This is a genomic window from Lysinibacillus sp. A4 (assembly GCF_024919535.1).
GTDB classification, from domain to species: Bacteria; Bacillota; Bacilli; order Bacillales_A; family Planococcaceae; genus Lysinibacillus; species Lysinibacillus capsici.
On the sequence record NZ_JANWTB010000006.1, the window covers coordinates 311,414 to 326,083 of the forward strand.

At 36.5% G+C, this 14,670-nt stretch carries 11 protein-coding genes; 5 read left to right on the forward strand and 6 right to left on the reverse strand.

Annotation, left to right across the window (positions count from 1 at the left end):
• Positions 1-13 precede the first annotated feature (13 nt).
• Genes NY607_RS14610 through NY607_RS14620 form a run of 3 tightly spaced genes read right to left on the reverse strand, consistent with a single transcriptional unit; the run spans position 14 to position 3,373 of the window.
• Positions 14-1,000 (reverse strand): extracellular solute-binding protein, encoded by a 987-nt coding sequence (locus NY607_RS14610; protein ID WP_131521663.1) that lies wholly within the window; start codon positions 998-1,000, stop codon positions 14-16.
• Positions 997-2,628 (reverse strand): ABC transporter permease subunit, encoded by a 1,632-nt coding sequence (locus NY607_RS14615; protein WP_131521664.1) that lies wholly within the window; start codon positions 2,626-2,628, stop codon positions 997-999. Before NY607_RS14615 ends, NY607_RS14610 begins: the two co-directional genes overlap by 4 nt.
• Entirely contained in the window at positions 2,621-3,373 is a 753-nt protein-coding gene (locus NY607_RS14620) for an ABC transporter ATP-binding protein (protein ID WP_131521665.1), read from the reverse strand. The genes NY607_RS14615 and NY607_RS14620 overlap by 8 nt, the downstream gene beginning before the upstream one ends.
• 163 nt (positions 3,374-3,536) lie before the next feature.
• On the opposite strand from NY607_RS14620, the gene NY607_RS14625 reads away from it, so the two are divergent.
• Entirely contained in the window at positions 3,537-4,292 is a 756-nt protein-coding gene (locus NY607_RS14625; RefSeq protein WP_131521666.1) for a DeoR/GlpR family DNA-binding transcription regulator, read from the forward strand.
• Positions 4,293-4,350: 58 nt separating this feature from the next.
• On the opposite strand, the gene NY607_RS14630 is transcribed toward NY607_RS14625, so the two are convergent.
• Positions 4,351-5,121: a Cof-type HAD-IIB family hydrolase gene (locus NY607_RS14630; RefSeq protein WP_054549831.1), complete on the reverse strand. Its 771-nt coding sequence runs from the start codon at positions 5,119-5,121 to the stop codon at positions 4,351-4,353.
• A 436-nt stretch (positions 5,122-5,557) separates the two neighbouring features.
• On the opposite strand from NY607_RS14630, the gene NY607_RS14635 reads away from it, so the two are divergent.
• From NY607_RS14635 to NY607_RS14645, 3 genes are all read left to right on the forward strand, one after another.
• Positions 5,558-5,767, forward strand: coding sequence for a DNA-dependent RNA polymerase subunit epsilon (locus tag NY607_RS14635; RefSeq protein ID WP_004224712.1), 210 nt, complete (start codon positions 5,558-5,560; stop codon positions 5,765-5,767).
• Between the two features lie 5 nt (positions 5,768-5,772).
• Positions 5,773-7,440 carry a ribonuclease J1 gene (rnjA, locus tag NY607_RS14640; protein ID WP_004224711.1) on the forward strand — a complete coding sequence of 556 codons (1,668 nt, stop codon included), beginning with the start codon at positions 5,773-5,775 and terminating at the stop codon, positions 7,438-7,440.
• Between the two features lie 288 nt (positions 7,441-7,728).
• The gene (locus NY607_RS14645) at positions 7,729-8,517 is read left to right on the forward strand and encodes a protein kinase domain-containing protein (protein WP_259419898.1); all 789 of its coding nucleotides are present in this window, start codon (positions 7,729-7,731) and stop codon (positions 8,515-8,517) included.
• Positions 8,518-8,563: 46 nt separating this feature from the next.
• On the opposite strand, the gene NY607_RS14650 is transcribed toward NY607_RS14645, so the two are convergent.
• Positions 8,564-9,397: a TetR/AcrR family transcriptional regulator gene (locus NY607_RS14650; RefSeq protein WP_259419899.1), complete on the reverse strand. Its 834-nt coding sequence runs from the start codon at positions 9,395-9,397 to the stop codon at positions 8,564-8,566.
• A 99-nt stretch (positions 9,398-9,496) separates the two neighbouring features.
• Here NY607_RS14650 and NY607_RS14655 point away from each other — a divergent pair, with 99 nt between their 5' ends.
• The gene (locus NY607_RS14655; RefSeq protein ID WP_131521670.1) at positions 9,497-12,586 is read left to right on the forward strand and encodes an efflux RND transporter permease subunit; all 3,090 of its coding nucleotides are present in this window, start codon (positions 9,497-9,499) and stop codon (positions 12,584-12,586) included.
• A 59-nt stretch (positions 12,587-12,645) separates the two neighbouring features.
• Here the strand turns inward: NY607_RS14655 and NY607_RS14660 are convergent, their stop codons facing one another.
• Positions 12,646-14,214 (reverse strand): glycoside hydrolase family 10-like protein, encoded by a 1,569-nt coding sequence (locus tag NY607_RS14660; protein ID WP_131521671.1) that lies wholly within the window; start codon positions 14,212-14,214, stop codon positions 12,646-12,648.
• Positions 14,215-14,670: the final 456 nt, after the last annotated feature.

The window sequence follows — 14,670 nt, forward strand, 5'->3', positions numbered from 1 at the left end:
CTGCTATAACTCCTTATCGCTGTGCTTCTTTAAAGAAGGCTTGGTGTTTTTCTAATAAATCTACGGTTAAGGTAGTATCCCATTTTTTCAAATAGGTAGGAACGTGCTCGTCCTTTACTTGTTCTCCTTCATATAGAGCTACAGGATATTGCTCTAGAAGACCATCACGAGCCTCTGTTGCAATTACCTTTGCAATTTCTTTTGCTAATGCTTCCTCACCTTCTTTATCTACAACAGCTACAGATTCCGTTAAAGTGAAATTTCCTTCTGTCGGGTCAATATAATCAATCGGTAACCCTTCGTTTTTGGCATCAATAGCTTGGATACGTAAACCAAAGCCTGCAGCAACTTCTCCTGTTTTCACCTTTTTAATAGGGCCAGAGCCTGAACTTTCAATATGTGGTCCTGCATTTTTAATTAACTCTGCTAGAACTTTTTTCCCTTCCTCTTCACCATATTCCTTTATAATAGCTTGTACTAGAAGCCACCCTGTTGAGGAGTCCATAATGTTTGGGAATGACACTAAATCCTTATAAGCAGGGTCTGTCAAATCTTTAATGGATTTCGGAATAGATAGCCCCTTTTGTTGTAATACCTCTGTATTAATAAAGATAGAGCCTACATTGCCTAAAATCGGTAATGCATACGTAACACTCCCATCAAGAGGCTTTAAGTCTGAAGAAATATCCACAAACATGGATTTTGAGGTTTGTGCACTTTCTATAAAATAAGAAGCCATTGTTACAACATCTGCTTCAATATCTGTCCCTTCCGCCATCATTTTGCCACCTAACTCAGAAGTACCAAACGACTGGATTAAATACTTACCTTTATAGCCTTTATCATCTAATGTAGTTTCCATCACTTCAATAGCTTCATCATCAGCATTTGAATAAATGATGACTTGCTCTTTGGAATCTGCTGCTACTCCTCCACATGCAGCTAAAACGACTGCTGCTGCACTTACTGTCCCTAACATCATGCCTGTTGACTTCTTCATTTTGTAATCTCCTCCGTTTTTTCTTTATGTGCTGCTATATAATCACAACCTAATTTCACAATGAGGTTTGTACATAAAATGAATATCGATAAAACAAAAATATCGGTGTACTTTGCGAAATGCTGTAGCTCTTTTATCCTTGTCGATACAAGCATTGTCTTTGTGCTGACAAGAAAAATAACACCGCTGACTGTAACCATCGCATTTAAAAAATAGTAGCTAAACATTTGATAAATCGTTGGCCTAATATTCGGTAAAATAATTCGTATCACGGTTTTTAACCACGAATCCTTTAACAGCTCAGCTGTCACTTCCCACGTAGGATCCATTTTTTGCAATGAATTTTTCGCCATTAAATAAGGTGTCGTAAAAAAATGCACGATATTACATGCGATAATGATAAGAAAAGTACCCTTTAAAGAACTTCCATTAAAGAAAAATAAGTAGGATAATCCAAGTACCATACCTGGAACTGTATTTGTCATCATAGAAGTTACATCTAAGCTTTTTCTTCCCTTTAATGGTGTCCTTGTATTAAGAAGCGCCGACATAAATGTTATGCCCACACCGAATATGGCTGTTAGAACCGCTACGATGAGAGAATTGATATAAACCTTCGTTAAATCTTTTTCTGCAAGTACATTTTGAACGTGCTCTAATGTAAAGCTGAAATCGTACGGATAGCCTTTGGTAAAAGGCACAATAAACATGGTTGAAAAAATAATACATACAGCTGTTACACTGAGAATTGAATAAATTGTAAATAGCGCGTCTCGTAAACGATGCTTTACAAGTTCACTTTGCCCAACCTGTTTATATTGAAAATTGAAGCGCTCTAAAATCGTTAGCATGACAACACCTAATACAGCAGGTACTAGCATTAACACTGAAATGACTGCTCCACGTTCAAAATGTACAATGGAACCTAACATGGCTTGGTAGAGCTCAGTAGCTATTACCCTGTAATTGCCACCAACTGATGCAGGGATTCCAAAATCTGTAAAGCTTAAAACAAATGTTAAAATAAATGCCCCGCCAATTGTCCCAACCATAGGGCGGTATACGGTATGATAAAAACGACGCATTGGCTGATCATGCATTAATATTGAAACAAGTAAAAACCGCTTATCGATATATTGCATGGAGTTTTGCATTAATATAAAAGCAACTGGTAATGTGTATAAGACGTAACCGATCACCAAGCCGTTATACCCATAGATTGTAAAAAGAGGCTGCCCCACTAATTTTGTTAGAATTCCTTGATTCCCAAATGTATAAATCAATACAAAGCCATAGGTGATGGTTGGCAGTAGCATCGGCAAGGTTATTCCAATTTGAACTAGCTTTTTTGTATGGCGATGCATCGTAGTAAAATGAACAGCATAGGCCAACCAAAAGGCTAAAATGGTTGTAATCACTGATGCTACAAAAGAAACTTTAAAACTATTCGTAAAAGCTTCACGAATTTCGATATTCCGTAAAGCTTCTATATAATTTTGAGTGGTCACGACATTGCCTATTTTGAATGACTGCCAAAACATATAAAGCAATGGCACAATTAAAAAGAATAGAAAAAATAGTAGAATCGGTAGAAAAATTAATTTCATTATTTTATTCGTTTTAAGCATATGTTTCTCCAAATAATTGATAGATGTTATGGCGCTTAATATGAAGCTGCCTTAAGATAAAATCCTCTACAAATTGATTTTTGGGCGCTGTAACAATTTCATGAGGTGTGCCAAATTGAGCAACTGTACCTTCATTAATAATGATGACTTTATCTGATAAGGTAAGGGCTTCTTCTGGATCATGTGTCACGATAATTGTCGTCAAATTAAATTCACTGGCGATAGATTTAATACGCTCCTTTATAGATTCTTTTATAACGCCATCTAGTGCACTTAGTGGTTCGTCTAATAATAGAATTTTAGGTTGCATCACGAGTGTTCTTGCAATGGAAACGCGTTGTTTTTGCCCACCAGACAATTCATGAATCTTCTTATGCAAATGAGGAGCTAGCTCTAAAAAATCAATGTATTCTTGTATCTCCTCTTTGGACATTTTCACGTTTTTATTTTTTAATCCATAAATGATATTGTCGTATGCATTTAAATGAGGAAATAACGCAAAATCCTGAAACACTATATTAAATCCTCTTTCTTGCATTGATTGCTTGGAAATATCTTGTCCATTGTAGACAAGCTGACCAGCAGTTGGATCTACAAGTCCTAAAATGATATTAAGCAAAGTAGTTTTACCGCAGCCACTCGGCCCTAGCAATGAAATAATCTCACCTGATTCGATGGTTACATTGATATCTACTAAAACTTTTTTATTTTTATAGCTTTTTGAGATATTTTTTAGCTCTAACAAATTGGGTCACCTCACTCAGTTCTTAGCTTCAGTATAGAGACTATTTGTAAAGGAAAATGCTTATTTGTGTAAATGTTGAGTAAATGTTGAGTAAATTCTGACAAACTGTTGACAAAGTTATGATTATTTTGAGTAAATATCTAGTAGAGGTGATGAAATGTATATGATAGAAAGGCAACACCAAATTTTGCAGTTTATACGTCAACATAAGGTAGTAAAATTAGTAACACTTACAAAAGAGTTTAACGTTTCAATGGAAACGATCCGTCGTGATGTCCAACAGTTGATGCAAGACAAAAAAATTGAAAAATTTTATGGGGGCGTTAAATATATTGAGCCAGTAGAAGGACTAATGGATCACCGACTTCACGAACAGTTAACAGAGAAAATCGCCATTGCCAAAGCATGTGCTTCGCTCGTTCAAGATGGGGAATGTATTTTCATTGATAGCGGAACAACTACCTATCAAATGACACCATTTTTATTGGACAAGGAAAAACTAACAGTGGTGACAAATTCACTACCTGTAGCATTTGATCTAATCGGCTCTAACATTGAGGTTATACTGCTTGGGGGTAAAGTACGCCATTCTGAAAAATCAGTGACATCAAATGAATTTTTATTTCGCTTCGAGCATCTTAATATCAATAAAGCTTTTATTTGCGCTAGTGGCGTTTCAATTGAAAAAGGCATATCTGATTTTAGCTTGGATGAAGCGATTACTAGAAAGCAAATTATTTCTATCTCTCAAAAAGTCTACGTAGCTACAGATTCCTCAAAATTTAGTAAAGATGTAGCGATTCAAGTTTGTCCAGTGGATGACGTAGATGTCATTATCACAGATGACGCACTATCCAAAAAGACGATTCAACATTTTTCGGAAAAAGGTGTTCAAATAAAAGCCGTCAATATGGCATAGACCATTAATCAATAAAAAACAACTAGTTGTAAATTTCACAACTAGTTGTTTTTCATTTTTAAATAATGGATAGCTTACGCATTATTTTAGAGAGACCATCCTCGTCTACATGGTCTGCAATATGATGAGCGACTGCCTTCACTCGCTCATGGCCATTTCCCATAGCCACACTTGTCCCAACTGCCTGTAGCATCTCAATATCATTTATGCCATCGCCAAAAGCAAAGGCATCTTGTAAAGTGATGCCCATTTTTTCAAGCACCTTTTCAATACCAGCAGCCTTCGAACCTCCCTTTGGCAAAATATCACAAGAATAACGATGCCAACGTACAAATTGAACATTTGGGAATGTTTCATTATATAAAGGTTCATCTTTTTCTTCCATAAAAATAAGTGTTTGATATACATTGTTCTGCATATAATAAGATGAGTCTAATTCTGGATACGGATATTTAAGAGTATCTAAGCTTTCAGCTACCATACGATGATCGCCAACTGAGGCAATCATCCGTTTATCATCTAAAAACACTACCGGTTCGTTACGCGCCTCACCAAAGGCAATAATTTTAGCTAGTTCATCTTTCGCAATCCCATTTGTATAGACAACCTCACCTTTATAGACAACATATTGGCCATTGAAGGTAACATACGTATCGATCTCTAATTCTTCTAGCAATGACTCAATCATAAATGGTGCTCGACCAGTAGCAATCGCCAATTCATAACCATTACGTCGTGCTGTCAAAAGTGCCTCTTTTGCAGATGAAGGTAACTTTTTTTCACTGTTATAGAGAGTACCATCGACATCAAAAAATAAAATTTTGTTCATTCTATTAACCCTTTCCATAAATATTATCCTTTCAAGCTAAATGACTTTACATAGACAATAATTTTAATTATAATGATCCTAAGGAGTGATGTGCCATGCTGAAGAAACTCAAACGGAAATTGTTGAAGCAACTTCGCGGCGTACTCGGAAAAAAATCAATTGCCTAACATTTGCCCTTCATTATTTGAAGGGCTTTTCTTTATTTTAGAGGAAGTGCGTGATAATATAAAGGAAATGCATTTATTTGGCTATACGCAACCACTGTCTCACTACTTCCTATACAATTTTATAACATAGTGCACATCTGAAGCATTGAGATACAAGTATTACAAACGTACATTTCTTCAATAAAAGAAATTCGTTGTTTTCTTGTAGCACGTGTGTGGTAGTAGTCAAAGGTGCAAGAAAATTGTACGCAATTAAAGGAGAGCAAACTATGATTTACAAAGTTTATTATCAAGAAAATGCAAATGAGATTCCAGTTCGCGAAAATACTAAAAGTCTATACCTAGAAGCTACTTCAGAACGTGAAGTACGTGAAAAGCTAAAAGACCGAAACTACAACATCGAGTTCATTCAACTGCTTGAGGGTAACTACTTAGAGTACGAACAAGCAAGCCCGAACTTCGTCTTGGAGGAAATTTAACAAACATGAAGTTTGTTAAAAATGACCAAGCAGCTGTTTTCGCGCTCGGCGGACTGGGCGAAATCGGCAAAAACACTTATGGCGTTCAATTTCAAGATGAAATTATCTTAATTGACGCCGGTATTAAATTTCCAGAAGACGACTTACTCGGCATTGACTATGTTATTCCTGATTACACGTACTTAGTACGTAATGTCGATAAAATTAAAGGACTTTTTATTACCCATGGACATGAGGATCATATTGGGGGTATTCCATACCTTTTACGTCAAGTAAATATTCCTGTCTACGGTGGTAAGCTTGCACTTGGCTTATTACGTAATAAATTAGAAGAACATGGCTTGCTACGTACAACAAAACTCATTGAAATTAAAGAAGAGGATGTTATTAAATTCAGAAAAACATCTGTTAGCTTCTTTAGAACAACACATAGTATTCCTGATGCTTATGGAATTGTTGTTAAAACACCACCTGGTAATATCGTTCACACAGGTGACTTTAAATTTGACTTTACACCAGTGGGTGAACCAGCCAACCTAACAAAGATGGCTGAAATTGGACGTGATGGCGTACTTTGCTTACTATCTGATAGTACGAACGCTGAAAAGCCTAATTTCACAATGTCAGAGCGCACAGTTGGAAAAAGTATCGATGAGATTTTCCGTAAGGTGGATAGCCGTATTATTTTTGCTACCTTTGCATCAAATATTCACCGTTTACAGCAAGCCACAGACGCAGCCGTAAAATACGGAAGAAAGATTGCTGTCTTTGGTCGCTCAATGGACAATGCTATTACGATTGGTCGTGAGCTAGGTTACATTACTGCTCCAAAGGATACATTTATTGATGCTCAAAGCATCAATCGACTTCCTGCAAACGAAGTGATGATTTTATGTACAGGCTCTCAAGGTGAACCAATGGCTGCCTTGTCACGTATTGCCAACGGGACACATCGTCAGATTCAAATACAGCCTGGCGATACAGTTATCTTTTCTTCTTCACCAGTACCAGGTAATACCGTGAGTGTTAATAAAATCATTAATTTATTGTTCCGTGCAGGTGCAGAAGTCATTCATGGTGCATTAAACAACATTCATACATCTGGTCACGGATCTCAAGAAGAACAAAAACTGATGCTTCGTTTAATGAAGCCTAAGTTCTTTATGCCTATCCATGGTGAATTCCGTATGTTAAAAATGCATACACATTTAGCTGAAGATTGCGATGTTCCACTAGACAATACATTTGTTATGGAAAATGGTGATGTTCTAGCACTAAGTGCCAATGAAGCACATGTAGCTGGGCGTATTCCTTCAGGAGATGTTTACATTGATGGCAATGGTATTGGCGATATCGGTAATATCGTGTTACGTGATCGTCGTATTCTTTCTGAAGAAGGTCTAGTGATTGTAGTTGTAAGTGTTGATATGGAAAACCAAAAAATTGTTTCTGGCCCTGACATCATCTCACGTGGATTTGTCTACATGCGTGAATCAGGTACGATGATCAACGAGGCACAAAAAATGCTAAACCGTCATCTGAATGAAACAATTCAAAGCAAAACTCCTCAATGGACAGAATTGAAGAATGAAATTACAGACGTTTTGGGACCTTATCTATTTGAAAAAACAAAACGTCGTCCAATGATCTTACCGATTATTATGGAGGTTTAACCTCGTAAAAAGAAACTATGTAAAATTTACATAGTTTCTTTTTTATTTTTGAAACCTCCTTTTTATTTTTGCGTATATAGTAATAACAACATCAAAAAGGAGCGTTTTTATGCTAGATAAAATTCTTCATTCCTTATTCAATAGTAAATCCAAACGCCATTATTCTTCATCAAGTAGCCGTAGTAGGTATTCAAAGCGACATAATTATTATGGTCACAAGCATTATAAGCGTAGCTCTCGTAAAAGCTCACGCAGTTTTTTCAGCTCTATGAGTTTCTTTAGTAGCTAATGTGGTGGAAACGACTTTCCGAAAAAAGTTTTGACCAGGCTGTGGAACTTTACATAGCAGAGCATCCCGATTTTTCTTTTAAAAAATTTCTTGGCTATGGCTCATATGGTCGTACGTATTTAATTGAAGATTGCTCGTCAGCGAGTCTATTTGTTTTAAAATGCTTGCGCCCCAAACATCGTCACCACCAGAAAACCATTCATAAATTTCAACAAGAAATTCACATACTCCAGCAACTTTCATTGTCCTATGTTCCTACCATCCATTCAGCAGGAACAATTTCAGACAGCCCATTTTTTATCATGGACTATGTTAATGGGCAAACTTTTGAGCAGCTTATTTTTCAGAACGGTGCCAAATTTACAATCGCTCAATCCCTTGCTATTACAATGCAACTATTAGAACAAATTGTACAGTTACACAATTATGGTATTGTACATCGGGATTTACGTATTCCAAATATATTGTTAGTGGGTCAACAATTGCATATTATTGACTTTGGTCTAGCTACCACTTATCAAAAGCAAATCGATATCTCTACGATTGAAAATCCAAAACGTGCTGAAAATCATATAAGCGATCTTTATTTTGTGGGCCATTTTTTATTATTTTTACTATACTCAGACTACAAGCCAAGCAAGAAAAAAGAGAAAGCTTGGCAGCAGGAATTAAAATTACCAATCGAAGTCCAAGATTTTCTAGAGCGCTTATTATGGATTCAAGAACCCTTCGCAAGTGCTTTAGAGGCCTTGCAATCTATGCCCCCATTCATAGATAAAAACCATTAAAAATAGAATTGTTCACCGCCAATCGTGAACAATTCTATCCTAGAGTTCAAATATTAAAGTATTTTGCAGTTACATATGCAATCCAATGATACGCTGGGTCTACACGTAGATTTTCAATTAGCCCCTTAATGATTGCTTTACCATAAGTAGGATTTTCTATTTCTTGCTTTAACAACTCAATGGATTCTTTTTCTATAGAATCCTCAGTATGATTTATATTTTGCTCTAATAATTGTAGTAAAGCATCTTTTGACACATCTTGCTCACACGGCTTTGCAATAAACGGCACAAGATCTGCTGTAATAAATGGAATGGTTGTATGATGGGCAATAATATCTGTCTTTTCTGCTAAAGATTTAGCTAATTGCTCTAAATCAAGTGGCATATCGGAAAAAATAAAAAGCTCAGCATAGCTCTTCATAAATCCTTTTATGCAGTACATTACATCATATTTCGTTTCTTGTAATTGATCCTGATAAAGCTGCTCAAGCATATAGAGAATTGATTTCGACATTTCTGCTTCATACGCTGTTATTTTATGAAATAGCTCTTTTTTTGTTAAAAAGACCTTTTCATTAAAGAATACACGTGCGGATGCGGAATGGTCTTTGAATGCTTGAAAAATGCTTTTATAAAATTCAACCATAACAGTTTCTTTGTTATACGTTCCTCTGACTACTTGGTCAACATCTGCAATAAACTGCTGTAAATAGTAATCAACCATTGATATTACAAGCTCATCTTTGGTTTTGAAGGATAAATAAAATGCACCTTTAGAAATCCCGCAGCGTTCTGTAATTTGTTGTACTGACGTAGCTTCAAAACCCTGTTCAGAAAACAGTTCTAACGCTTTCTCCATAATTAATTGCTTTTTTAACATATTTTTAACTCTCTCCTAATGCATTTCGTTGACAAATGACCGATTAGTCATTAGTATAAATAATTGAATTTAGATAGTCAATAAAGGGTAGGTGTGAAGGTGAAAGGTTTAGTTAATTTCGTATTAAAGAACAAATTGGCAGTGTGGTTATTAACAATTATCATCACTGTCTCTGGTATTTATTCGGGTACACGGATGAAAATGGAATCGATACCCGATATTTCGATCCCGTATTTAATTGTCATGGGCGTATATCCTGGCGCAACGCCTGAACAAGTCATGAATGATCTTTCCATTCCGTTCGAAAAATCCATAGAAAGTTTAGAAGATGTGAAGGCTGTTTACTCAACTTCCTCTTCCAACGTAGCACAAGTTCAAGTGGAATACGACTATGGAATTGATATGGATGAGAAAAAACGACAATTAGAAGCAGCTTTAGATAATCTTAAACTACCTGAAGGTGCTCAAGAGCCTACTATTATGGCAATCAGCATGAACATGATGCCTGTAGTCGCTTTATCTGTAAGTAGCTCTAAGGAAGATATTGTTGATTTAACTTCAACAGTTGAAGATGTTTTACTGCCTAAAATCGAAAAGATTGATGGTGTTGCATCCGCTACCATCACAGGTCAGCATATTGAACAAGTATCGTTTAAATATGATGAAGAAAAAATGGCAGCACTTGGTTTAACAGAGGATACTGTTAAACAAATGATTCAAGCAAGTGATATGTCACTGTCACTTGGTTTATATCAATTTACTGTCGGGGAACAAGCAGTTTCAGTAGACGGTAAGGTAAAATCAGTGGATGAACTGAAAGACTTATTAATTCCAGTTACACCTTCAGCTACGAATCCTTCACCTTTCGTTCGTCTAGGTGATATTGCAAAAATTGAAGTAGAAGGTAAAGTGCAATCTGTTTCACGTACAAATGGTCAAGATGCCATTGCTATTCAAATCGTTAAAGGCCAAGATGCGAATACCGTAACAGTTGTTAATGCAGTAAAAGACCTTATGAAGGATGAGGAAAAACGATTAGACGGCTTAAACGTAGAGATCTCTCTTGACCAAGGTGCCCCAATAGAAGATTCTGTATTTACAATGATCGAAAAAGCAGTCTTTGGTGGCGCAATTGCCGTATTAATCATTTTACTATTCTTACGTGATTTCAAATCAACGATTATTTCAATTATTTCTATCCCAGTTTCTATCTTCATGGCATTACTCCTATTAAACTGGATGGATATCACATTAAACATCATGACCCTCGGCGCGATTACCGTCGCAATCGGTCGTGTTATCGATGACTCAATCGTAGTTGTAGAAAATATTTACCGACGAATTCACTTAAAACAAGAAAAACTTACAGGTCGTGCCCTAATTCGTGAAGCAACAATTGAAATGTTCAAACCAATTCTTTCTTCAACATTGGTAACGGTCGCTGTATTCGCTCCTCTTATTTTCGTAGGTGGTATGGTAGGCGAATTATTCATGCCATTTGCCCTTACAATGACATTTGCATTAGGTGCATCATTATTAGTTGCGATCACAATCGTACCTGCTTTATCTCACTTCTTATTCCGTAAAAAGTTATACGGTGAGAAGACTGAAAGCCAACATAAAGAAGTTGGTAAACTTGCTATCTGGTACAAAGGTGTCTTAGAAAAAGTATTAAATCACAAAATTATTACATCTGTCCTTGCGATTCTTTTACTTGTTGGCTCTCTTGCATTAACACCACTTATTGGTTTTAGTTTTATGGGCTCACAAGAAGAAAAAGTTATGTACTTAACGTATACGCCTGCAACGGGAGAACTGGCTGACGAAACGGCAGCTAATGTTGAAAAAGTAGAAAAAGAATTAATGAAACGTAAAGATGTTGATATTTTACAAGTTTCCATTACAGATGCGAACAATGTCGATCCATCAGCAATGATGATGGGTGGAGGTGCTGGCGGTGCCTTAATGTACCTTATCTTTGATCCGGATATGGAAGACTTCCCTAAAGCTCGTGAAGAGGTTGAAGACTATGTATTTAACATCGGGCAATCAGGAGAATGGAAGTCTCAAAACTTCTCTTCTATGTCGATGTCATCAAACGAAGTCAGCTATACACTGTATAGTGATGATTTAGATAAACTTCGAGATGCTGTGAAACAAGTAGAAGGCGCTCTAAAAGAAGTGGATGGCTTAGAAGATATTAAATCTGATAATGAAGATCCATATGTAGAGCATGTGCTAAAAGTTGAACAAAAAAATGTCCTTCAATACGGGCTAACGACAGCTCAAATCGTGATGGCATTAAATTCAAATACATCACAAGAAGTATTAACTACCGTGAAAAACGATGGTAAAGATATCGATGTCATCGTTCAACGAGATGCTAAAGCAGCTGCGACTTCACTTGATGATGTCTTAGCCACTGAAATTAAAACAGCATTGGGTACAACAATGACTATCGGAGAACTAATAGATGTTGAGGAAGGTACAACACTTAACTCATTATCTCGTTCAAAAGGTGAATATTTCGCAACAGTATCTGGAACGATTATCGGTGACGATATTTCAAAAGCCACTACTGCTGCTGATAAAAAAATTGATAAATTAGATTTACAAAAAGGTGTAACACTTGGTGTTGCTGGTGTTGCTGCTGATATGCAAGAAACATTCACTAAGCTTGGTATTGCGATGTTAGCAGCCATTGCCATTGTTTACTTCATTCTAGTGGTAACATTCGGAGAAGGTTTAGCTCCATTCGCTATTCTTTTCTCACTACCATTCGCAGTAATTGGTGCATTCATTGGATTATTCGTTACAGGGCAAACTATTTCTGTATCTGTCATGATGGGTCTATTGATGTTGATTGGTATCGTCGTCACAAATGCCATCGTATTAGTTGACCGTATCATTCATATGGAACATGATGGTCTTTCCATGCGTGAGGCGATCCTTGAAGCAGGAGCAACACGTTTACGTCCTATCCTGATGACAGCCATCGCTACAATTGGTGCTATGATTCCAATGGCACTTGGTACTGGCGGTAGTGGATTAATTTCCAAAGACTTAGCTATTACTGTAATTGGCGGTTTATTATCTTCTACCCTATTAACACTTGTTGTTGTACCAATTGTTTATGAAATGCTATCTAAAATGTTAAAGAAAAACCGTAAAGATATTGAAGAAAATTAATAAAAAAAACAACCACTCATGCAATCTTTGCGTGAGTGGTTGTTTTTATCCTAATCTTTTCATTGATTTTCTATTACTACAAAAACTTCCTTGCTTTCCACACCTGTATTTGATACAGCCTTAATGCCGTATGTATAGCTATGTTTAGTAAGAGCTGACTTGTCCACAAATTTAGTGAGGCCATCCATATTATAAACAACATCCACGATATTTCGAGGGTCATCATAAGAACCTTCTTTGTTTCCTGTAAAACGATAAATGACATACTTGCGTGGCTGTGGTTCATTTTCATCTATAATCTCTATCTTGCGACCTGCCGCTTCCTTCGTCACTTGCACAAAAGTCGGTACGTTCGGCACTGTGTCATCATCCCAAGTTGTTTCGGGTGTCAGTGCTGTGTAATTATACAATTGTTGACTAACAATCGTTGCATAGCCTAGTTTATTGTTTTGAAAGCTTCTTAAGGAGAAATGCATTTGCCCCTCAGCAGCTACCTTTTCCGAACGATTCGCTAGTATTTGACTTGGTAACTCCATTTTATTTTTCCATGCTGCATCACTATCATTGCCAACTTTGTAATCAGCAAGCCCAATGTATAGATGCACAGGGTGTGTTGTTGCGTAGGTTTGCACTTCATGGCTCCACCAATCTAGCAGCGTTCCATATTTCGCAACAGATAATGTTCTTGACCAATAAATCTGTGGTGTAATGTAATCAATTGTGCCATTTTGAATCCATGTTCTGACGTCTGCATATAAATCATCGTAATTATTAACACCAGCCCTTGTATCGCTTCCTGTTTTATCTAGCGATTTATTGCGCCATACACCAAATGGTGAAATACCAAATTGAACATATGGTTTTGTGTCTTTAATGGCCGTGTAAAGATTTTCTACAAGACGGTTGACATTATCTCGTCGCCAATCCTCCACCTTTTTAAAGGAAGCACCATAGTTTTTAAAAGCTGCTTGATCTGGAAAAACTTCATTAGCAATTTTATATGGATAAAAATAATCATCCATATGCACTGCGTCAATATCATAATTACCTACTAGCTCTCTTACTACTTCAACTAAATAGTCTTGTACTTCTGGTAAACCAGGATTTAAATAATATTGCTTACCATATTTGATAACCCAGTTTGGATGTGTTCTAGCCACATTATCAGCAGCAAGGTCTGTCAGTTTTTGTCCAGACATTGTTACACGATAAGGATTCATCCATGCATGCAGCTCCATACCCCGTTTATGACTTTCCTCTATCATGATCGCAAGAGGATCGTAGCCTGGATTTGTGCCTTGCTTTTTGCCTGTTATGTAAGATGACCATGGCGCTAGATCAGAGGCATACATTGCATCATTTGTTGGTCTTACTTGATAAATAACAGTATTGAATTTATTGGCTTTTAGTTGATCCAATGTTTGGCGTGTCCAAGTCGTGTACTGCTCCTTCGTCATACCTGCTTTCATATCAAGATTAAGAACGGTTGAAATCCAGACAGCCCTCATTTCCCTTTTTGGCTGTGTCGTGCTTGCCAAAGCAGTCTTTGTAGGGATTGTCGATAGACATAACACAAAAATCATCGCGACTAAAGTTAATATTCTCCATTTACTATTTTTCTTTCTCATATTTCCTCCATTTGCTATTTTTCTATTTTAGTATATGACAAGTACTCGCTATATGCACGTCTCCAAAGCAACTTTATCGGAATCAATGAAGCAGATAATTAGTTTCAACTCTAACAAACGTTCCCGATAGATTCAAAATATGTATACTAACCATTAAAAACTACTGAAAAGGCGATGAATCGTACTTTTCCTTTAAAGAAATCGATAAATATGTCATTTTATTAGATGAATTTCACAATTTCCATATTTTTAAAATTCAACCTAGTTTTTGCTTCATTCCTTCTTTACGCAAAGATGAACTTTATGCTACAATCAACACAACTTATATAGAACGGAGGGTATTCCCAATGACAGCATCAATTAGACTACGATTTCATCTTACTAATTAAATATGTGTACGCTTTGCCTGCTGTGCAAGGGAAATGGAATTAGGTCTAGTCTGTTTTAGGAATACTT

Bases quoted from the DNA above. Each gene is read 5' to 3' on its own strand.
- NY607_RS14610 (WP_131521663.1), bottom strand. From the start codon at position 1,000: ATGAAGAAGTCAACAGGCATGATGTTAGGGACAGTAAGTGCAGCAGCA.
- NY607_RS14615 (WP_131521664.1), bottom strand. From the start codon at position 2,628: ATGCTTAAAACGAATAAAATAATGAAATTAATTTTTCTACCGATTCTA.
- NY607_RS14625 (WP_131521666.1), top strand. From the start codon at position 3,537: ATGATAGAAAGGCAACACCAAATTTTGCAGTTTATACGTCAACATAAG.
- NY607_RS14630 (WP_054549831.1), bottom strand. From the start codon at position 5,121: ATGAACAAAATTTTATTTTTTGATGTCGATGGTACTCTCTATAACAGT.
- NY607_RS14635 (WP_004224712.1), top strand. From the start codon at position 5,558: ATGATTTACAAAGTTTATTATCAAGAAAATGCAAATGAGATTCCAGTT.
- rnjA (WP_004224711.1), top strand. From the start codon at position 5,773: ATGAAGTTTGTTAAAAATGACCAAGCAGCTGTTTTCGCGCTCGGCGGA.
- NY607_RS14645 (WP_259419898.1), top strand. From the start codon at position 7,729: ATGTGGTGGAAACGACTTTCCGAAAAAAGTTTTGACCAGGCTGTGGAA.
- NY607_RS14650 (WP_259419899.1), bottom strand. From the start codon at position 9,397: ATGTTAAAAAAGCAATTAATTATGGAGAAAGCGTTAGAACTGTTTTCT.
- NY607_RS14660 (WP_131521671.1), bottom strand. From the start codon at position 14,214: ATGAGAAAGAAAAATAGTAAATGGAGAATATTAACTTTAGTCGCGATG.